16 protein-coding genes are annotated in these 21,553 nt (G+C 55.2%); 15 read left to right on the top strand and 1 reads right to left on the bottom strand.

What is annotated here, in order from left to right; translation table 11 throughout:
* Window positions 1-496 precede the first annotated feature (496 nt).
* From dapF to B5F76_RS00965, 13 genes are all read left to right on the top strand, one after another.
* Window positions 497-1,366, top strand: coding sequence for a diaminopimelate epimerase (dapF, locus tag B5F76_RS01025; protein ID WP_087350230.1), 870 nt, complete (start codon window positions 497-499; stop codon window positions 1,364-1,366).
* A gap of 168 nt (window positions 1,367-1,534) precedes the next feature.
* A complete protein-coding gene (locus tag B5F76_RS01020; RefSeq protein WP_087349776.1) occupies window positions 1,535-2,764 on the top strand; it encodes an LL-diaminopimelate aminotransferase in 1,230 nt (409 codons plus the stop codon).
* A gap of 212 nt (window positions 2,765-2,976) precedes the next feature.
* Complete coding sequence (locus B5F76_RS01015; protein ID WP_239406904.1) at window positions 2,977-4,020, top strand: glutamate synthase; 1,044 nt, start codon at window positions 2,977-2,979, stop codon at window positions 4,018-4,020.
* On the top strand, window positions 4,008-5,639 hold the full coding sequence (locus B5F76_RS01010; RefSeq protein ID WP_087349772.1) for a glutamate synthase-related protein: 1,632 nt from the start codon (window positions 4,008-4,010) through the stop codon (window positions 5,637-5,639). The genes B5F76_RS01015 and B5F76_RS01010 overlap by 13 nt, the downstream gene beginning before the upstream one ends.
* A gap of 13 nt (window positions 5,640-5,652) precedes the next feature.
* Window positions 5,653-7,953 carry an FAD-dependent oxidoreductase gene (locus tag B5F76_RS01005; RefSeq protein WP_087349770.1) on the top strand — a complete coding sequence of 767 codons (2,301 nt, stop codon included), beginning with the start codon at window positions 5,653-5,655 and terminating at the stop codon, window positions 7,951-7,953.
* A 522-nt stretch (window positions 7,954-8,475) separates the two neighbouring features.
* Window positions 8,476-10,212 carry an AAA family ATPase gene (locus B5F76_RS01000; RefSeq protein WP_087349768.1) on the top strand — a complete coding sequence of 579 codons (1,737 nt, stop codon included), beginning with the start codon at window positions 8,476-8,478 and terminating at the stop codon, window positions 10,210-10,212.
* 58 nt (window positions 10,213-10,270) lie between these two features.
* Window positions 10,271-12,055, top strand: a complete 1,785-nt coding sequence (locus B5F76_RS00995) for an AAA family ATPase (protein WP_087349766.1) — start codon at window positions 10,271-10,273, stop codon at window positions 12,053-12,055.
* Between the two features lie 217 nt (window positions 12,056-12,272).
* Window positions 12,273-13,031 carry a class I SAM-dependent methyltransferase gene (locus tag B5F76_RS00990; RefSeq protein WP_087350228.1) on the top strand — a complete coding sequence of 253 codons (759 nt, stop codon included), beginning with the start codon at window positions 12,273-12,275 and terminating at the stop codon, window positions 13,029-13,031.
* Between the two features lie 46 nt (window positions 13,032-13,077).
* Window positions 13,078-14,844 (top strand): YcaO-like family protein, encoded by a 1,767-nt coding sequence (locus B5F76_RS00985; protein ID WP_087349764.1) that lies wholly within the window; start codon window positions 13,078-13,080, stop codon window positions 14,842-14,844.
* Window positions 14,845-14,984: 140 nt separating this feature from the next.
* On the top strand, window positions 14,985-15,902 hold the full coding sequence (locus B5F76_RS00980) for a DUF2333 family protein (RefSeq protein ID WP_162608613.1): 918 nt from the start codon (window positions 14,985-14,987) through the stop codon (window positions 15,900-15,902).
* Window positions 15,903-16,007: 105 nt separating this feature from the next.
* Window positions 16,008-16,751 carry a hypothetical protein gene (locus B5F76_RS00975; protein ID WP_087349760.1) on the top strand — a complete coding sequence of 248 codons (744 nt, stop codon included), beginning with the start codon at window positions 16,008-16,010 and terminating at the stop codon, window positions 16,749-16,751.
* Between the two features lie 85 nt (window positions 16,752-16,836).
* The gene (locus B5F76_RS00970; RefSeq protein ID WP_087349758.1) at window positions 16,837-17,358 is read left to right on the top strand and encodes a hypothetical protein; all 522 of its coding nucleotides are present in this window, start codon (window positions 16,837-16,839) and stop codon (window positions 17,356-17,358) included.
* Window positions 17,359-17,877: 519 nt separating this feature from the next.
* Window positions 17,878-18,516, top strand: coding sequence for a Fic family protein (locus tag B5F76_RS00965; RefSeq protein ID WP_204218284.1), 639 nt, complete (start codon window positions 17,878-17,880; stop codon window positions 18,514-18,516).
* Between the two features lie 12 nt (window positions 18,517-18,528).
* Here B5F76_RS00965 and B5F76_RS00960 read toward each other — a convergent pair whose 3' ends face one another.
* Window positions 18,529-19,788 (bottom strand): MFS transporter, encoded by a 1,260-nt coding sequence (locus B5F76_RS00960; RefSeq protein ID WP_087349755.1) that lies wholly within the window; start codon window positions 19,786-19,788, stop codon window positions 18,529-18,531.
* Between the two features lie 263 nt (window positions 19,789-20,051).
* Between B5F76_RS00960 and B5F76_RS00955 the strand changes: the two genes are divergently transcribed.
* Both B5F76_RS00955 and tpx read left to right on the top strand, forming a co-directional pair.
* Window positions 20,052-20,897 carry a 50S ribosomal protein L11 methyltransferase gene (locus B5F76_RS00955; protein ID WP_087349752.1) on the top strand — a complete coding sequence of 282 codons (846 nt, stop codon included), beginning with the start codon at window positions 20,052-20,054 and terminating at the stop codon, window positions 20,895-20,897.
* A gap of 145 nt (window positions 20,898-21,042) precedes the next feature.
* Window positions 21,043-21,543: a thiol peroxidase gene (gene tpx / locus B5F76_RS00950; protein WP_087349750.1), complete on the top strand. Its 501-nt coding sequence runs from the start codon at window positions 21,043-21,045 to the stop codon at window positions 21,541-21,543.
* The last annotated feature ends 10 nt before the right edge of the window (window positions 21,544-21,553 follow it).

Genomic DNA, 21,553 nt, shown 5'->3' with positions numbered 1-21,553 from the left:
GCAGAAACATAAATAGCAAATTGCCTTCAAAATCGGTTTTCCCCGTCCCTTTAGCCCACTTCGGGGGAAAGGGGCCAGGGGATGGGAAAAGCTTAAAGAAGGCAAAATGTCCTGGCAAGAGCCGGCACCTTCCGGGGGGATGCCGTGTCGGCTATAGGGCCAGGTTCAAACAGGGCTCTTCGAAGGGTTTCTTTCGGGGGAATAGAGGTCCTTTGAAGAGCCCATATCTTTCCCCCATGCATGTCTTCTGAAATGGGGCATGCTGGGTCTTGCCTTGCAGGACCATCCCCGTACTCTTGAGACAAGAGAGGAGATTGCAAGCAATTGGGGCTTGTAACAGGGGATGCGTCTTGGCAAGCTTGCGGCCTGCGTGCTAGATTTGGCGAACATACTCCCAAAAAGACACCAAACAGACGCCGGTCAGCGCGACAAGTCCGACATTAACGAAAAAGGGCCCTTGCCCTGGACTTTTCGTGCGGCCATGAAGGAGAAATGCATGAAAACCATCAAATTTACCAAGATGCAGGGCTGCGGCAACGACTACGTGTACATCAACGGCTTTTCCGAACACGTGAACGATCCTTCGGCTCTTGCGAAGAGGGTTTCCGACCGCCACTTTGGCATAGGCTCCGACGGCCTTGTGATCATGGAGCCCTCCAACAGGGCTGATGTGCGCATGCGCATGTTCAATCCCGACGGCACAGAGGCCCAGATGTGCGGCAACGCCACCCGCTGCGTGGCCCGCTATGTGTACGAGCGCGGCCTTGTGCGCGAAAAGGTGATACGCATAGAGACAGGTGCCGGCATCAAGGTGGCTCGCCTCATCCTGGACGAGGGCCAGGTGAGTGGCGCAACCATCGACATGGGCGAACCCATTCTGGGCATGGCAGCCATCCCCCTGAAGGTGGCGGAAGGCCAGGATCCCAACGCCATGTATGTGAAGAAATCCCTCGAGATTATGGGACAGACCTGGAACGTGACCTGCGTGTCCATGGGCAACCCCCACTGCGTTGTGTTCCTGGGAGAAAACGATCCCGAACTCATGGACATGGACCTTGAGAAAATCGGCCCTTGCTTCGAGCACAACGAGCTTTTCCCCGAGAGGATCAACACCGAATTTGTGCGCGTCAAATCCGTCACCAGCGTCGAGATGCGCGTGTGGGAGCGCGGCACAGGCGAGACCATGGCCTGCGGCACAGGCGCCTGCGCAACGGCTGTTGCCTGCGCGCTCAACAATCTCACTGGCCGCACAGTGGACGTGCGCCTGCGCGGAGGAACACTTCGCATCAACTGGAACGAGCACGACAACCACGTCTACATGACTGGGCCCGCAGTGCCGGTCTTTGACGGAACACTCTACCTCTAGCCTGACATATGGGAGCTGAAAGGCAGGAGCAGGCGCAAGAAGGCTGCCGGAAAATCCCTGTCACAAGGGTGCGCTCCTGCCAGGGGAAATATCTCCGTACAGCTCCCCTCTGCAATTATCTCCAAGCAATACACTTGTTTTACTAAGGATTCCCAAGGATATTCCCCCATGCCAGAAATCAATTCAAACTACCTTTCCCTGCAAAAGAGCTATCTCTTTACCGATATTGCCCACAGGGTCCAGGCCTACAAGAGCGCAAACCCCGACAAGAAGGTCATAAGCCTCGGCATTGGCGATGTGACAAAACCCCTTGTGCCAGCTGTTATCGAGGCACTGCACGCGGCAGTGGACGAGATGGGGAGCGCCGAACACTTTCACGGCTACGGTCCCGAACAGGGCTACGCCTTCCTTCGCGAGGCTGTCGTGCGCGAATACATGGGACGCGGCGTTGGCATTGCCCCTGACGAGGTCTTCATAGGAGATGGCGCAAAGTCGGACCTTGGCAACTTCCAGGAGCTCTTTTCGGAAAGCGCTGTGGTGGCAGTGACGGATCCCGTCTACCCTGTCTACGTGGACACCAACGTCATGGCTGGCCGCGCCGGTTCTCCGCTTGAAAGCGGAAGCTTCGAGAAGATCGTGTATCTTCCCTGCGTGCGCGAGAACAACTTCGTACCGGACTTTCCGGAAAAGGCGCCGGACATTGTCTACATCTGCTCGCCCAACAACCCAACCGGCACAGTCCTTGGCCGCGAGGCACTGGCAGCCTGGGTGCGCTACGCACGAAAGAACGGCTGCGTCATCCTCTTTGACGCTGCCTACGAGGCCTACATCACGGACAAGGACATCCCCCACTCCATCTACGAGATAGAGGGTGCCCAGGAAGTGGCAGTGGAGTTCAGAAGCTATTCCAAGCTGGCAGGCTTTACCGGCCTGCGCTGTTCGGCAACCATCGTGCCCCATTCTCTGAAAGTGGCAGACGGGCGCGGGGGCAAGATAGAGCTCAATGGCCTGTGGAACCGCCGCCAGTGCACAAAGTACAACGGCTGCCCCTATATAGTGCAGCGCGCAGCCCAGGCAGTGCATTCCCCTGTGGGCAAGGCTCAAGTCATGAAGCAGGTCCAGGGCTACCTTGAAAACGCAAAGGCCCTGCGTGAAGGCATGAAGGCTTTGGGCCTTGAGGTCTACGGCGGCGAAAACGCACCATACATCTGGGTGCGCACACCACACAATGTGGACAGCTGGGGCTTTTTCAATCTTTTGCTCGACAGGGCACAGCTTGTGTGCACGCCAGGCGTGGGCTTTGGCAAGAGCGGCGAGGGCTACGTGCGCCTTACTGCCTTCGGAACGCCCGAAAACACGGCCGAGGCCATCGAGCGTTTGAGCGGCCTGCAACTTTGATTTTTTCATAGAACGCGGAGCCGGCCCTTAAATGCGTATATGCCCTTGTTTGCGCACCTTGAGGGCAGGCTCCCATAAGGGGCACTGGCCTTTGGCAGTGCTCTTTTGGGGGGCTACCAGGGTAGCCCCTTGTTTTCCCGGAGAACGACATGTGCAGAATAGGTTCCATAAAGAGTCTAGAGCCAGTTCCCCCTTCTGTGGCCTTACGACTCATGATCTCCCAGCAGGAGGGGCATGACAATTCGGGCTTTGCCATGGTGATGAAGGACCTTGCCGGAGCCTTTCTTCACTACAAGAATTTCCCGCTCCTCTCCATGGCCTGTACGGGCAGGGGCGTTCAGCTCGTGAACGAGTACATGGAACAGCACGGCTTTGTGCAGGTGGCCCAGTGGGTTCCAGAGGTGGACCGTCAGCCAAACCTCAAGATTGAGGCCATGCCGCGCTACGTGTTCCGCAACTACGACTATCCGGAAATCTACCGCTACCGCACGCAGGCAGAGCGCGAGGACCTTTTGCTCGACACGCGCCTTGCCCTGAGAAAGCTCCTTGAAGAGGGCAACGACGGCTATGTGTACTCCTTCTGGCCGGATGTGCTGACACTGAAGGAAATCGGCGATCCTGCGGACATAGCAACCTATTTCCGCCTCTGGGACGACGACAGCCGCCTTCTTTCCCGCAACATTGTCGTCCAGTGCCGCCAGAACACAAACTACGCCATCGTGCGCTACGCTGCCCACCCCTTCTTTTTGCAGGGATTCACCTTGTGCGCCAACGGCGAGAACACCTTCTTCACCAAGAACATGGAGTTCCAGAAATCCCTCTTCCGTGGCTACATAGGCTTTGAATCGGATTCCCAGAACTTCCTCTATTCCCTGCACTACGTCCTGCACGAGCTGAAATGGCCCATACGCTACTTCAAGCACGTCATAACTCCTCTGCCTTTCGCGGAAATAGAGGCAAGGCCGGATAGAGAGGTGCTGAAACTGATCAGGGAATCCCTGGCGCACCTTGAAATCAACGGTCCCAATACCATTATCGGCATGCTGCCGGATTCGACCATGATCACCTGTTGTGATTCGAAGAAGCTGAGACCGGTGGTTGTGGCAAGAGACGAGAAGATGGTGGCCATAGCCTCGGAAGTGTGCGGCATAAACGAAATCATGCCGGAGCGCGACACGGCAAGGGACATCTATCCCAACGAGCGTGAACTCATAGAAATACGCAACGATTTGGAGATAGTCAGATGGAAGCAGTGAGAACCCAGGACATCACGGTCAACGATCTGCAGTGGAAGATCGAGTATCACTCCGATCAGTGCACCCTGTGCGGCTCCTGCGTGGCTGCCTGTACCTTTGGCGCCATCTATGTGGACATGGAGCGCCTGGACAAGCCCGTCTTCACAGGCTCCGTGCCTGAGGGTATCCGCAAGCATAGTGCCATGCCGGTCATACGCCAGCGCGCGGACATAGCCCATGCTTGTGTGGGCTGCGGCATGTGCGAAAAGATCTGTCCCAACGCTGCCATACGCCCCGTGCGTAATGAAGACTCCAGAATGGCCCTTCTGCAGCGCCAGGGTCACCCCATAAAGCGCGGCGGGCGCACCAACCTGAACAGGCAAAGGACCCTCGACAGCATCGTTGTTGGCCGCATCTCGCAGATGACAGACCCTGCCCTTGACAGCGAGCGCCACACCTTTGACATGCGGGCCCCCCTGGGCCGCGTGGTGGATGCAAGGCATCTGCCGCTTGCCATAGACGGGAACAATCTGCTCATCCAGGGCAAGACCCCGCCTGTGCGCTGGATCTATCCTCTCCTCTTTTCGGACATGTCCATTGGCGCACTCTCGCCCAGGGCCTGGGAGGCCCTGACCCTGGCTGTTGGCTATTTGAACGAGCATTGTCACCTGCCTGTGCGCATGAGCTCGGGCGAGGGCGGCGTTCCCCGCAGGCTCATGGAAAGCGACAAGCTCAAGTACATGATTTTGCAGATTGCCTCCGGCCACTTTGGCTGGAATCGCATTGTGCGCGCCATGCCCCTCATGAAGACAGACCCCTGCGCCATCCTCATAAAGATAGGCCAGGGTGCCAAGCCTGGCGACGGCGGCCTTTTGCCAGCTGCCAAGGTGGGGCCCCACATCCAGGCCCTGCGCGGTGTGCCGAAGGCTACCCTCCATTCTCCGCCAAACCACCAGGGCCTCTATTCCATAGAGGAGAGTGTGCAGAAGATGCACCTTTCCTTGAATGCCGCCTTCGGCTTTCGCGTGCCTGTTGCCATCAAGTGCGCTGCCTCTGCCACCTCGGTCTCGGTGTACAACAACCTTCTGCGCGACCCCTACCGCATCTGCGGGGGCTTTTTCCTGGACGGCATCCAGGGCGGCACAGGTGCAGCCAACGAAGTGAGCCTTGACCACACTGGTCACCCCATTGTCTCAAAGCTGCGCGACTGCTACCAGGCTGCTGTTGCACAAGGCCTGCAGGGACAGATTCCGCTCTGGGCTGGCGGTGGCATTGGCATGACAGGCAACGCCGCAGCAGACGCCTTCAAGATGATCTGTCTTGGCGCAAACGGCGTCATAGTGGGCAAGATCCTCATTCAGCTTCTTGGCTGCATAGGCAACGAACACGGGCGCTGCAACAAATGCAATACGGACAAGTGCCCCACTGGCATCTGTACCCAGGACCCAAGGCTCATGAAGCGCCTTGACGTGGACAGGGGCGCCCAGAATGTGGTGGACTATGTCCTTGCCTTTGACGCAGAGCTCAGAAAGCTCATGGCACCCATTGGCAACTCCTCGCTGCCTGTGGGCCGCTCGGATGCCCTGGTTTCCACGGACAGGGCCGTGGCGGACAAGCTCGGCATACAGTACGCATGCTGATTGGAGGCTTTTTATGCTCACAATACATACGCTGAACGAACATGTCCGCATGTCCACCCAGGATTTGCTCCTCGCCATAGAGGACGCAGTGGCAAGGGGCGAGACGGACTTCAATGTGGATGCCTCAGGCCAGCACGACATTGGCGGCCCCTTGTGGAACGCCGAAGGCAAGAAGCTCACCTTCAAGGTGCGCAACCCGGGCCAGCGCGTGGGCTCCATGGCCATGCCCAACACGGAAGTGGTGGTGGAAGGCCCTGCTCCGGCAGATGTTGGCTGGCTCAACGCTGGCGGCCGCATCGTGGTGCGCGGGGATGCTGGCGACACGGCAGGCCACTGCGCAGCAGGCGGCGTCATCTATATTGGCGGCAGGGCAGGCACTCGCTCAGGCTCCCTCATGAAGCACGACCCGCTCTACGAAGAGCCGGAACTGTGGATTTTGAAAAGCACAGGAAGCTTCTCCTTCGAATTCATGGGTGGTGGTCGCGCCATTGTCTGCGGCTGCGACAGCCAGACACTGTCTTCTGTCCTTGGGGATCGCCCTTGCGTTGGCATGGTGGGCGGTGTTGTCTACGTGCGCGGGCCTGTTGCTACCTTGCCTTCGGACGTGCGTCTTGTGGACATAGACAGGGACGATGTGCTCTTTTTGCAGCGCGGCCTTGAGGACTTCCTTGGCGCAGTGCAGGAGCAAAAGCGCATGAAGGAACTCTCTGTCTGGAAGCAGTGGCACAAGATTGTTCCTGCCAGAGACGAAAACGGACAGAAGACTGCGCTTCCCACGGTTGCCGACTACCACAAGAACGAGTGGGTGCCGGGCGGCATTTTCGCGGACGTCTTCCCGGACGCAGGCGAGCACAACGGCCTTGTGGCCCACGGTATCTGGCGGCTGCGCGTGCCGGAATGGGAAAACCGCGCACACTGCGCTCCCTGCGAGTACGCCTGTCCTGCGGGCATCCCGACCCAGCTGCGCTACAACCTCTTGCGCGAGGGCAAGAGCGAGGAGGCCTTGCGCCTTGTCCTCGACTACACACCCTTCCCTGGCTGCGTGTGCGGAAGCGTTTGCCCCAATCCCTGCATGCAATCCTGTACAAGGGCTGGCCTTGACAGCGCCATACAGATTGGTCCCCTGGGCAGGGCCTCGAAGGACGTGCAGCTTGCAAGGCCCAAGGCAAAGACCGGAAAGAAGATCGCCGTCATAGGCGGTGGCGTGGGCGGCCTTGCCGCTGCCTGGCGCCTTGCACGCAAGGGGCACGAGGTCACTGTTTTCGAGAGGGAAAGGCGCATGGGCGGCAAGATGGAGCAGGTCATCCCCCGCGAGCGCCTGGACGAGACGCTTTTGAACCACGAGATCGAGCGCATTGCCAAGATGGGCGTCAAGTTTGCAAACGGCGTCAACGTGGATGCGAAGAAGTTCGAGGAAATACGTGCGAGCTTTGACGCAGTCATTGTTGCTACAGGCGGACACGTTGCGCGTATCTTCAACTGGCCGGGTGCTGAGCGCATCGTGGCAGGCATTGATTTCATGAAGGCAGTCAATGCAGGCAAAAAGCCGAAGGTGGCTGACAACGTCATTGTTATTGGCTGCGGCAACGCAGGTATGGACGCAGCTGCCGGCGCCTACAAGATGGGTGCCAAGAAGGTCATCTGCATTGATGTGCAAAAGCCCGCTGCCTTTGCGCATGAGATTGAGCACATCAAGAGCCTTGGCGGTGAGATCCTGTGGCCTGTAATGACGAAGGAAATCACGGAAGAGGGGATCCTTACCGAAGACGGCAGGCTCATCCCTGGCGAAGAGGTGATCATCACCATCGGCGAGGCGCCGGATTTGTCCTTCCTTCCTGAAAACACCCCGAAGTTCCGCTCCTGGCTTGCCCCGCAGGCGGATCAGAGCATCATGAAGGGTGTCTTTGCAGTGGGCGATACCATACGGCCAGGCCTTCTTGTGCACGCCATAGGATCAGGCAACAGCGCAGCGGACGCGGCAGACGCCTACGTGCGCGGCGTGGAATACGTTCCTCAACAAAAGACCCTTGTGGACGCTGGCAAGCTGCACACTGCCTCCTTTGCGAGGACTAGGGATGTGTGCGCAAATCCTTGCGACGACTACAAGCGCTGCGTTTCCTGCGGAACCTGCAGGGATTGCCACACCTGCGAGGAAAGCTGTCCGGAACTTGCCATCTCGCGCGTTGCGGACAATGCGGGCGGCTTTTCCTACGTGTCCGATCCAGAGCGCTGCATAGGGTGCGGCGTGTGCGCCGGCGTATGTCCCTGCGGCATCTGGACCATGCACGACAACGTGGCCCTGGAACACGGTTAGGACACAACACAAAGACAACAAGAATAGAGCCAACAATCTTGGCAAGAGACCATACTGCGAAAAGGGATCTGTCACGCGCAATGCGTTACGGATCCCTTTTTTAGTGCGGGGCTTTTGTGCAGGCAAGAGCGCACAAGGCCTCTGGATTGCCTGTGATGCGCTTTTGCAAAAAAGAAAGGTGTATTGCGTGAAGGCCTGGTTTCGGCTAGGGTGCAAGGAACGATGAGTCCAAGGGCCCAGCAGTCATTCCCGGATTTGCGTGGGGATGAGGAAAAGAGGCAATGCTGCCTTCCATGGGACAGGAATAGGGCAATCTCTTCGGGCAGCGCCCGAGAGGTGTGAAAAAGAGAGTGCGCAAAAAAGCGGCAATGGTTGTGTCAAATGCGACAAGGCCCCTGTTTTGCGAAACAAATTGAAAAGACGACTTTCATTCGCAAGAACGGCAAGGGAGAGCTGTTAGACACTGACAGATAAGGACTGTCCAGTAACCACCAAACAGACGTAACAGAGGAGTGAAGAAAGATGGCGAAACTCAACATCATCAACACGGATAACTTTGCAAGGACGCGTTTGGGAAACGGCTATTATGTCGACAAGACTGGTTTTTTGGAGAAATTTCTGCGTGCCCCTGCAGACGCTACGCTTTTCACCCGCCCCAGGCTTTTCGGAAAGACCATGTTCTTGTCCATGCTGGAGGAGTTCTTTGATATAGCAAAGGACAGTCGCAAGCTCTTTGAAGGGCTTGCCGTGTCTGCCAACAGGGAATTGTGTGCTCAGTGGATGAATCAGTATCCGGTCATTTTTCTGTCCTTGAGGAATGTGAGTGGAAGAACTTTTGCCGACGCCCTGGCTTTTTTCAGCTACAGGATAGTGCGCCTTTTCGGGCATTACAGCGAGATTCTTTCTTCAGGCAAGATAAGCGCAAGAGACAGGATGCTTTTTGAGGATATCATCAACCAGAGTGCAACAGAGGCAGGCCTCAGGAATTCTCTCAAGATTCTGACCCGTATTCTGACCGAATACTACCAAAAGCAACCCATAGTCCTGGTAGACGACTATGATGCCCCAATCGCAAGGGCAGCCGAAAACGGCTATTACGACGAGATGCTCGATTTTTTGCATGGCTTTCTTTCTGCCGGGCTCAAAACCAATTGGGACAACCTGAAGTTTGGTATTATCACAGGCAGGTTGCACATCCCTCTGCAAAGCGGTCTGAACAATCTCGACGTTGATGACATCACAACAACTTGCAGGTATGCAGATGTCTTTGGCTTCACTCAAGGTGAAGTGGACAAACTCCTTTGCGACGTTGGCTTTTCTGAAAAGAGAGAAGTCTTTAGGGATTGGTACGGAGGGTATCGCCTTGGCGACAAAACAGAAGTATACAGCCTCTGGAGTACCATGCAATACCTGAGAGATCTGCAGGCGTACCCGACTTTGGAGCCAGAGTCCAATGCGCACGACAGCTCGCAGTCTTTCTTTGTCAAAAAGCTGTTCCCTGACGAATACCTCGAAATGGCTGCCGAAATAGCCAATCTTGTCTTGGGTGGTGTACTCCTAAAAAGGATACCCCGGACGTCAACCTACAAAAACCTTGATTTTTCTGCAAATCTCTGGGCAGTGCTCTACCAGTGCGGCTGTCTGACAAGGGCATCCAAAGAACAGCTGCAGAGCCTTGATGTCTCCCCCAATCCAGCGAGAGACGAGATGGCGCTTGTCATCCCCAACGAGGAAATCCGCACCGTGTTCTGGTACACGGTCAGCACCTGGTACAGGGATACTGTTGATACGGAACAGCAGCGAAGAGCCCTTCTTGATGCTTTCTGGCAGGCAGATACAGAGGGCTTCAGAAACAAGCTTCACGCGATTTTGCTGAAAAATGTGAAAAGGAGTGAGGCAAAGGCTTCTGCTTTGTCTGCCAAAGCTTTGAGCGAGAACTTTTTTCACGGTCTTTTGGCAGGCTTCTTCCTTGTGGGCTGCCCCCAAATCCTGTCCTTTACTGAAGTGAGCGACAGGAGCTACGATCTTCAGGTACTGGACAACAGGGCAGGAAGGGCAGCCATAGTGGAGGTCAGGCGTGCTTTCGACGAAAGGGAGGATCTCTTGAGGCTAGCCGAAACGGGCCTCAAGCAGATCGAAAAGAACAGGAACAATGCGCGGCTTCTCTCCGATTCATCGGTGAAAACGCTGCTTCACTGGAGCATAGCCTTCTGCAAGAAGAGATGCGAAGCGAAGGCGCTTATTCTCAAACACCCATAACAACAAGGTCTGTTCCGAAAGTTACGAAACAAAAGCCATTGCCAGAGGAGTATGTTCAATGCCAGCCATCAATATCATCAATACAGACGACTTTGCAGAGATGCGCTTGGGAAACGGCTATTATGTCGACAAGACAGGCTTTATTGAAGAATTTTTGCAAAACCCTGCTGACGGCCCCAAATTTCGTGTCCCTGCCGACGCCATACTTTTCACCCGCCCCAGACGTTTCGGAAAGACCTTGTTCATGTCCATGCTGGCCGAATTCTTCGATATTACCAAGGATAGCCGTGAGCTTTTTGAAGGGCTCGCAGTATCTTCCAATAAGGATTTGTGCGACCAGTGGATGAACCAGTATCCAGTCATCTTTCTTTCACTTAAGGATGTGGACAAGCCAACCTATAAAGAAGCGCTGAAAAAGATTCGCAGTCTTGTCAGCGACGTATGTTTAGCACATAATTATCTTTTGAAAAGCTCCATGCTGGATGACGAAGAGCGCAAAAAACTCAAAGAATTGCGTTCAGAAAAAGCTGATGACAATATACTTGCCGATGCTCTGCTGATTTTGAGCAGAGCCTTGCGTTACCACTATGACAAACCAGCCATTGTCCTGATAGACGAATATGACGCTCCCATCGCAAAAGCAGCGGACAATGGCTATTATGATGAGATAGTTGATTTTATGCGCAACTTTCTCTCAGCATGTCTCAAATCCAACAGAAAAAATATGAAACTTGGCATTCTTACAGGCTGCCTGCAAATAGCTCAGCGTAGCATCTTCAGTGGTCTCAATCACTTTAAGAGTTACGATATCTCTGATTATGAATACATGGATGTCTTTGGGCTCACACAAGACGATGTGGATACCATTTTGTTAAAGGCCGGTCTGTGGGACAGAAGGGAAGAACTCAAGGAATGGTATGATGGCTATTGTTTTGGCGAACATCAGGAAATGTACTGTCCGTGGAGCATTCTGAATCGGGTATACGCCCTTCAGAAAAATCCAAGGGTTCCTCCCAAGGCCTATTGGAACAAGACCTCGGAAAATACAGTAATCAAAAGATTATTCCCAGGTAAATATCTCGAGATGGCTGATGATATAGCTAAGCTTGTCTCCGGTGGTGTGCTCGTGACACAGGTTAATCTGGAGCCGACGTATGATAGTCTGGACTCTTCAGCCGAAAACCTTTGGTCACTGCTCTACCTGTCTGGCTATCTGACAACGGCATCCGAAGAACAGACGCAAAAGTCCGGTATCTCTCCCAATCCAAACAGGGATGAGATGGCCCTTGTCATACCGAACATGGAAATTCACAAAATCTTCGAGAAAGAGGTCCAACGCTGGTTCGATGGCGCCGTCAGCAAAAAGCAGACGACGGCTCTCCTTGAGGCTTTCTGGAAGACAGACACAGAGCGCTTCAAGAAAGAGATCGAAGCGATTCTTCTGAAAAATGTGAGCAGCAAGGACCTTGCAAAGGAGCCTGCTTCTTCTGCCAAATCCAGCGATGAATCTCCGCGCGAGAACTTCTATCATGGCCTTTTGGTCGGCTACTTCCTTGTCGCCTATCCAGACACTCTTTCCAACATGGAAGTTGGCGAAGGCTTCTATGATATCCAGGTTCTGGACAACAATACTGGAAGGGCAGCCATAGTAGAGGTTAAGCGCTGTGCCGACGAGAAGGAGGATCTCTTGGGCCTTGCCGAAAAGGGCCTCAAGCAGATCGAAAAGAACAAGTACAATGTGAGGCTTCTCTCCGATCCATCGGTGAAAACGCTGATCCACTGGAGCATAGCCTTCTGCAAGAAGAGCTGCGAGGCCAGGGCAATCATTGTTCGGCAGCCGTAGTTTCTCTGTGTGGGCTGTCGAAAAAAGAGACAGCCCTGTCTTCTTCGTGGACAGGAAACGCAGGCCCCTTTTGCGGGTACCCCGGCTTCTCGGGCCTTTCATCCGGGCCTGCTTCGTGCTATCTCGTTGCCTGCCTTAAGGGACACATTTGCCCCTGGATATGCATCCCGGGGATTCGTCCTTGCTGGCAGAAGACATTTTTGGAGGAAGGCAAGGCATGGTACAGGACGGGCACAATGCTCAGGGACAGGAACAGGAAAAGGACGAGCTTGAGACTCTCCTGCGCGAGATAGGAGAGCGCTTCGAGGTCGATTTCAAGCCCCTGACCTTCAACGACAGCGTTTTTGAGGTTCTGGACGTCAACAACATGCGCCAGTATCTGGACAGACTGGTGCAGACAAAGGCGCTCAAGAATCCCCTGAAGGATCTGCCCCTGTGGGCCAAGATCTGGCCCGGATCCTTTGTGCTCGAAACCTATCTGCGCAAGAAGGTGGCGTGCGCCGGCAAAAGCCTGCTTGAGCTTGGGGCAGGGTGCGCTGTTTTGTCCATCCTGGCCTCGCGCCTTGGCTTTTCCCATATAACTGCCTCGGACGTGGAGGACATGGCCCTGCTTTTTGCAAGGGCCAATGTGCTCAAAAACAATCTGCAGGAGCAGATTGACGTGAGGCACATCGATGTGACAAGGCCCGGCGTCTGCCCGGGGCTTTCCACGGACATTGACGTCATTGTCGCTTCGGAAATCCTCTATCTCGACGATTTGCACAAGCCCTTGCTCAACTTCCTGGAAAGACATCTGGCAAGGGACGGTCAGGCTGTCTTTTGCACGGATATGGCAAGGCGCAAGCCGCATTTTGCCAAGACTGCAGCAAAAAGGTTCAGGGTAAGCGAACTTTATCTGCCAGGCTCCTTCACCAACGACGAGGGCGAGGCACAAAAACGCCTCTATTCGCTCCTCATCCTGCAAAGGCAGGCCTAAGGCCCCCTGGCAGACAGTTTCCGAAAAAAAGCATCAAGGACAACATATGACAGCACAAGGCCAGGAACTTCCTCTCATTCGTCTGAACCCCTGCCCCAAGGGCTATACAAAGGACAGCGACAAGGCCATTTCTCCTGCGGACACAGTGCAAAAAGTGCTCGGCCGCCTAGAAGAACTGGGCAGCGATATCTTGCGCGAGACCCGCAGGGTGGACGTAGGCCGCCTTGGCATACCGGTCTATTTGAGCGTGTGCGGCGCGGATGCGAGAAGAATACTTCCCACGCGCAAGCAGATGGGCAAGGGTGCGTCTGCAGATCAGGCAAGGGCCTCTGCGCTCATGGAGCTCATGGAGCGCTACGCCTTCTTCTCTTTCTGGGAGCGCGAACCCCATTTTGTGAAGGCGACCTATAGTGCTGCCATGAAACGCTTTGGCGCGGACTGCATGCCTCCCGCTGATGTGAACAGATCCGTCCTGGATCACTTGAGCGATCGCGATGTCATAAAGGTCATGGATTGCGTGGAATGGAACTTCTACCCTGCCACGCGCCTAAATGACGGTAAACTTGTCTGGATTCCCCTGGACTGGTTCAGGGTCTTGAGCGAATTCAACGGCTCAAGCTGCGGCAATACGGTGGAAGAATCCCTTTTGCAGGGCATGTGCGAGCTTGTGGAGCGCCACGTGTGCGCCCTTGTGGACAAAGACCACCTTGTGACGCCAACAATCGATCCCGAAAGCCTGGAAGACGAGGTTTTGAAGGACCTTGTGCAGCGTTTCAAGGCCCAGGGCATAGAACTCATCCTGAAGGATTTTTCCTTGGGCATGCCTGCTCCCACGGTTGCTGCCCTGGCCTGGGATCCGGCAACCTTGGGGAAGACAAGCGAAATCGTCTTTACGGCAGGAACGTCTTCCTCGCCTGTCAAGGCTGCCATCAGGGCTGTCACGGAAGTGGCCCAGCTAGGCGGAGATTTTTGTACCAATGCCTGCTACGAGGCCTCCGGACTTCCCAAATTTGCCTCTCTTGACGAATGCCAGTGGCTTTTGGAGGGCGAAACATGCTCCCTTTCAAGCCTTCCCAGCATTGAGGATACGGATATAGCAAACGAGGTGCGAAATCTTGTGCAGGGCCTTGGGGACTATTCCGTGTACGCAGTGGAGACCACGAACCCCGAGATTGGAGTTCCTGCCCACTACCTTGTCATCCCCGGCCTTGCCTTCAGGGAAAGGGATCGCAACGCAAGCGTTGGCCTTTTTGCCGGCCGCGTTGTGAGCGAGACCCAGGGTGTGACCAAGGCCAGGCGCCATCTCGAAACCATTGCCACTGTGTATCCCACAGCGCACTTTCTGCCCTTCTTTGCCGGCATGCTCGCCATGCGCGAGGAGCGCTGGCAGGAGAGCGCAGAGCTCTTTGCCCAGAGCGTGGATCGTCAGCCGGACGATTTGGCAAAAGGGCTTGCAAGCTTTTACGCAGGCTACGCGCTTTCCATGAACGGAAACTGGAAGGGTGCGGAAGGCTTTTTTGCAAGGGCAGCAGAGCTTTGCCCCGGCATGAAGGAGTACACAAACTACCTTGGCGTTGCCCTCTTCAAGCAGGAGCGCTACGAGGAGGCTGCAAGGGCCTTCGAGACATCCCTTGCCTGGGACAAGGGGTCGGTCATGGATTTGGCAAACTTAGGGATGTGCGAACTGCGCCTGGGACGCCTTGAGGCAGCTGCAGAGCACCTTGCAAGCGCCCTTGAGCTTGATCCAGGACTTGAATTTGCAAGGAAGGCCCTTGAGGAAATAGAGGGCTTGAGACAGCAGGCTGGGGAGTAGCAAATATTCTCACCTTTCCCTGTGGCAAAATCGCAGGGAATGCTTATTTCCTTTGTACTCTGCTCACGCACACGAAGTTTCTCATTTGCATACAGGTGGAAGACAGGGGTAAGGATCCGTCTTCCGTGGAGGTATTTCTCTTGGCACTTTCTTCCAAACGTACCTGGGTGGTCCGCGGTCTTGCCGGACTTGTCGCTGTGTATGTTCTCTATCTTCTCGCAGTTGGCCTGTTCACCACTGTGGCCGGCCAGTCCTACAAGGCGCCGGCAGAAGCCCCGGCTGACGACAGGGCAAAGGCCACTTGTATTGCCGACGCTCTGGTGCAGCCCCTGGAAGAAGAGCTGGACGGCGCATTCGGCTGGCTTCCCAATGACATTCTTCTTGTTCCCCGCATCATAGACAACAAGACGAGCTTCCAGCTCGGCGTCATCTACGCCACCCGCTCTGGCTCCGAGGTCCTCGCCCGCACTGTCGCCCGCTTTGGCGATCGCGATACACTCCCCCACATGCTGGTGGACGCCACCCAGAAGCACTTTGCCTACGCTGAAGACTCCTGGGGCTGGTGGTTCCTCTACAACAGCGAAAAGCGCTACCGCGAGGGCATTGCAGACTGGCGCCTGTGGGCTTCCAGGGTCACTGGCGAGCAGACAAAGCAGGCACAGGTCTACAATGTAACCACGAGCGACATTGTGGAAATCATGAACTGGGCCATCAAGACTATGGAGTACACCCTGGGCGTTCTCAACGACGACAAGGTGGGCCATTTCTACGGTGACAACGTCATCTACTACGTCAAGGGTATAAGCCGCGTGGTGGACAATATCATCGAGGGCCTTTTGCAGTGCGACAGCTCCATTATCGAGCGCGGCGGCAAGGAAAACGTGGACGAACTCTTAAAGCGTCTGCACATGATTTCGCAGTTCAACCCCATCTATGTTGTGGGTGGCTCCTACGGTGTGGGCGACTCCTTCTGGCCCAACCACATTGCTGCCATGGCAAGGCATATCGACGTTGTGAGCAACAGGCTCACGGACATCCGCAACGCCATGGAAAAGTAGGCGCAACGCACGAAGGGACTTTTCGTCCTGACAAAAGACCAATCACAGGCACAGGGGCCAGCAGGCTTCCTGTGCCTGTCCTGTGCAAGGGGATCCAAAACTCCAATGGCAACCACAAAAACAACAACCGGCAAAGCCTTCCCTCGCCCTGTGGCGCCTTTTGTCCTGCTTGTCCTTTTGCTCGTGACTTCCGGCTGCGCACTCATGGGCAAGGGCGCGGAAGTTGTGGACAACAGGGAATACGCAAGGCTCATCCGCACCCTGCCCAAGGTCATGCAGGCGCAAGGCCTTGCAGACGAAAACCTTGCCTACACGGACAGGGGCAGGCCGTCCGGAAAGTTCTCGGACATACTGTTTGCGCAGCTTTCCCCGGACTTTCTTTTCAATGAGCAGGGCCACCACATCTATTTTGGCTCCAATTTCCACGCTACACTTACGCCCTCAAGCAGAGTCTATCCGGACAGCGACGGCCAGGGCTTTGCCATTGTCCATCCAACGCAGCGCCTTGCCATGCGCATGCTGGCCGTTGTGGACTGGAATGGCGACAAGACAGAGGACTGGCTTGTGCGCTGCACAGTGGAAAGCTTCAGGGGCAATCGCGTGCGCCACTACTATGTGCTTGCTCCTGCCCCAAAGGGCAGCGAGATGACGCATGGCACCATCCTCGCAAGTGTTGAGGAAATGGGCTATGCCAAGCCCATCATAGACGTGCGTGACATCTCTTCCTACGGCAAGGGAGAGGAAATGCCGCCAACGGACGTGGAGGACGTCTTGCCAGGGGACACGACAGTGACAACACCCCCGAGCGGCGAGAAGCCATCCGGCGGAGTGCAGGAAGTAAACATTTAGCTTGCCTGGGTCTTGTTCCTGAAGCTTGCCCCTTGCCGGGGGAGCCTTGGGACGGGGCCTTTTTCACACTTTGAGGAAGAAAGGCATGAACAAAAAGCACGCGTTCATTGGTCTTGTGGTCGTCTGCCTGCTTGTTTGCGCTCTTGTCTGGGCCTGGCAGGCGCGCGAGGAAAAGAAGGTCTCGCAGGTGCCGCTGCAGGCAGGCCTTGAGGAGAGCTTTCGCGATCTGAAGGTGGAGATTGCAAAACGCTTTGCGCAAGCAGCGGATCTGCTCAACAAGGATGCGCCAAAGACATTGCAGCCGGGCATTGTCCTGAAAAGGGTTGATGTGGGGGAAGGGCCCTCCATGACCTACCACTATGTCCTTGAGAACGGTGCTGCAGCGCTCGATACAGAGCCTGTGGTCGAGAGGACCTGCAGCGTGCCCGAGATGCGCGACTACATGCAGTACGGTGTCTTCTATACCTATGTCTACGAGGACGGGCAGGGGAAGGAGATCATGTCTCTTACCGTGGACGAGGCTGCCTGCGAGGCGCACGAGAGGGAGAAGGCCAAAAAGGATGTGAACGGGACAGGGCAGGCAGGAAGTCAGGCAAGCGGCCAATAGGCTTTTTGCGTCTGAATGTCTTAGACACACCCATTATCGGCAAAACAAATGCCAAAATACGTAAATTTTGACTTGTTTTATTGCCGATGCTCTCCTATGCTTACTACATGTAAACACATTTGTAAGTATTTGAAAAAAATTATATATACATTTTTTGCATGCACGTTATCGGCAAAAAAAGTATCCGCTATCGGCAAGAAATGTCTGGAAGTTTTTTATCAATAGTTTGTTTTGTTGCCGATAGATTGTTGTAGGCTTGTTTGCGTGGGGTGAGCCATGAACTTTGTTTCTGTTGCGGAAATCGCAAAACGTTGGGGTGTGTCGGAAAGAACGGTCAGAAACATGTGCGCAACCGGCAGGATAGCCGGAGCGTATCTTTCTGGCAAAACGTGGAATATACCAGCCGATTCAGTCCCTCCGAAACGTCGTAAGAGTGCTCCCCGCACGTTGTTGAAACGTCTTCAGGAAGAAAGGGAGGCCCGTCTTCCCGGAGGCATCTATCACCGCGTCCAGATCGATTTGACATACAATTCAAACCACATGGAAGGCAGCCGCCTCACGCACGAGCAGACGCGTTTTATCTTCGAGACCAATACCATAGGTTTCGACAAAGAAACGGTCAAAGTGGATGATGTCGTTGAAACTGCGAATCACTTCCGTTGTGTCGATTGGGTAATCGATAACGCCAAACGTCCCTTGAGCGAGAAAGACATACGCTCCCTGCATGCGATGCTGAAAAATGGTACCACTGACAGCCGCAAGAGCTGGTTTAGAGTGGGAGCATACAAGCTCATAGAGAACGAGGTGGGCGGAAGAGAGACCACGCATCCCAAGCGCGTGGCAAAGGAGATGGCAGACCTTTTGGTCAGCTACAAGGCCTCACGAGTTAAAACGCTCGAGGAGCTTTTGGACTTTCACGTCCGCTTCGAGCGCATCCATCCCTTCCAGGACGGCAACGGGCGCGTAGGCAGACTCATCCTCTTCAAGGAGTGCCTGCGCTTTGGCATAGTTCCCTTCATCATCGAGGAGGATCTCAAGAGGTTCTACTACCGCGGGATCAATGAATGGGACGATTTGCCGGGGTATCTCATGGATACCTGCCTCACGGCCCAGGATCGCTTCAAAAAGGCGCTGGACTATTTCGGGATACGCTATTGAGCGGGCCGGATACTACACCGATAAACTTTTGTCAGGAGCTGGCAGGGCAGGATGTGTCCACCAGTACACTGCAAAGACTGCCAGAAAGAGGCTTGTCAAAACCCAGGCCAATCCTGTGCCTGCAAGGGCAATGACAGTGTAGGCAAAGAGGGGGCCTGCAGCTGCGCCAAGGTCCGTGAAAAGGGCAAAGGCCGAGAGGTAGGTGCGAGAATTTTCCGAGAGCAGGGCAGCGTCGTTGCCAAGGGCGTCCGTTGCTGTGGTAAGCAGTGTGCCGGAAAGCAGGACAAGCAATATGACCAGGGAGAGGGGCACAAGGGCAAGGTCCAGAGCACCTGGCAAGAGTGTCACTGCACTTATGGCAAAGGCTATGGCGCTAAGCCTGCAGCGGCCCATGCGCCCGTCGGAAAGGGAGCCGAAGAAGGGGGCAAGAAAGGGCTCCCACACCCAGCGCATGGCCTGAAGCCCGCCGGAGAGAGTGGCTGCCGAAAGGGTGAGCCCAAGGATGACCAGCTTTTCGTGGCTGTGCGCATCAAGCAGCATGGAGATGGTTGATGCTGTCACACCCTGATAGGTCATGGCAACCACAAAGGCTGTCATCATGACCCAAAGCGCAGGGCCCTTTGCAAGGATCTCCTTCCAGCCTGCACGGTTTGCAGCCTGTAGGGCAGATGTTTGGGAGGCGTTTCCTCTTGTACGCTCTTCGCTTTTTTGCATCTTGAGCATGACAAGGGGAGCCAGGCAGGAGACGGCAGCAAAGAAGAGGGCTGTAGTCTGCAGGCCGAAGCTGTCGGCAAGAAGGCCGCCCAAAAGCATGCCTGCAAGGCTTCCCAGGCGGTAGAGGCCATTGTTGATGCCTGTGAGATACCCAAGGGTGGAGGGCGATGAGACGCGCAATATGGTGAAAAGGGTTCCAAGGCGAAGCAAGGTCCAGGAAAGGCCCCACAAAAAGCGCATGCATAGCCAAAGGAACAGACCCTGCGAGAGGCCGTAGCCAGCAGTCGAGATGATGGCAAGGATGGTAGCTATCCAGATGCCGGTTCGGCAGGACACCCTGTTGTAGAAAAGGGTGATGAGAGGGTTCAAGGGGATGCGCACAAGCCTGTTGGCAGCAAGGATGACACCCACCTCGAAGAGGGTGGCAAGACCAGCGGACTCCCAGTGCAGGGGGAGTGCTACATAGAGGAAGGAGTCGCCCACAAGACAGAGGGCAGTGACTATGGAGATGAGGGTGATTTCCGCCTTTGCGGCCTTTGGACAGTGTTCTTTAGCCATTGCATGCCTTCCCTACCATATGCGCGCAGGATTTTGTCGTGGATTTGACGCCAAAATGTCACGAAATCGCAATGTACTGCTTTTGTTTGGGGCAAACAAGCTTGGGCAAAAACGCAACATGAAAGAGCAGGATCTGGCTTCACGCAAGCCCTTGTCAGTGCAAGGCCTTGCCTGTATCACTTTTCGGGAAAACAAAAAGGCCATGCGGCCATTGCCATGGGGCTTTGCCGCAATGCCCGAAATCACAAGTATCGAGGTATGGCATGAGCGAGGAACTTGTCCGTCTGGAAATTACGGCACAGGAAGAGGACTACGAAGGGATAACTGGGCTCTTGTGTCTTAAGCTCTCCTCTGGCTGGGAAGAGGAGAGTCTTGCCACAGGGGAAACGCTTTTTCGCGTGCACTGCGAAAATGCTGGTCTTGTGGACGATATAGAGCAGTCCGTGAAGGCCCTCTATCCTGCAGCATCTTTGAAACGCGACAGGGTGGTCGTAGAAGATTGGGTGACTGCCTGGAAGGACTTCTTCACTCCCGTGCCCTGCGGAAAGCGCTTTGTGGTTTTGCCGCCCTGGCTTGCGGGCAAGGGAAGCTTTCCGGAACGCACGGAGATAGTCATAGAACCCAAGTCCGCCTTTGGCACTGGTCATCACGCTACAACGGCCCTGTGCCTTTCTGCCTTGTCAGATCTTCTGGATGCCGGTGTCCTGCGCTCTGGGCAGACCTTTCTGGACCTCGGGACTGGTTCCGGCGTGCTCGGCATGGGCCTTGCCATGAATGGGCTTACGGGTGAAGGCTACGACATAGACCCCCTTGCCATGGACAATGCTACGGAAAACAGGGACCTCAACGGCATCTCTGCGGAAAGCTTCAAGCTTGGCCTTGGCAGCATAGAAAAGGTTGCTGGCAAGACCTTTGACCTTGTGGTTGCCAATATTTTGGCCCAGCCCCTCATTGACATGGCTCAGGACATCATGGCCTGCAAAAAGAGCGTCCTTATCCTTTCAGGCATTTTGAGCGTGCAGGCGGCACGGGTTGCCGAGGCCTATGCTGCCCTTGGAAAACCGGAAGAATTTGTGCAGGGCGAGTGGTCCTGCCTTGTGTGGAAATAGGGCAGGAAACCTGGCAAAAAACGTCTTTTGCCCCTTGACTTCATAAGAGGAATGATTATTATTTACAAAGTGAGCAGCCTGCCAGGTTGCTCGTTGCATCCCAATCCAGACAGCAAGTAAGTTTGAGAAATTCAAGGAGATACAAATGTCCCAGGTTACCTTTGCCGGCAATGCCATGAATCTTGAGGGCGTTCTTCCCGCAGTTGGCGCTGCTGCCCCCGACTTCGCCCTCACTGCCAACGACCTTTCTTCCAAAAAGCTTTCCGACTACGAGGGCAAGGTGCTTGTGCTCGTGAGCGTGCCCTCCCTCGACACACCTGTGTGCGACCTCGAGGTGAAGCGTTTCAACAAGGAAGCCGCAGCCCTTTCCGACAAGGTGGCCATCGTGGCAGTGTCCCGCGACCTTCCCTTTGCCCAGGCCCGCTGGTGCGGTGCAGCAGACGTTAAGGCAGTGGAAACCCTCTCCGACTACCGTGACGGCAGCTTCGGTAAAGCTTACGGCCTTTACGTGAAGGAGCTCGATCTGCTCTGCCGCGCCATTGTCATCGTGAAGGACGGCAAGGTCGCCTACACCCAGGTTGTGAGCGAAATGACAGAACAGCCCGACTTCGACGCGGTCCTTAAGGCCGTGAAGGCTCTTGTGTAGGGCTTTGAGA

This window comes from Desulfovibrio sp. An276 (genome assembly GCF_002159665.1).
In the GTDB taxonomy this organism is placed as follows: Bacteria; Desulfobacterota; Desulfovibrionia; order Desulfovibrionales; family Desulfovibrionaceae; genus Desulfovibrio; species Desulfovibrio faecigallinarum.
Note: the sequence above shows the minus strand (reverse complement) of the source record. Positions and strands in the feature narration are given on the sequence as shown.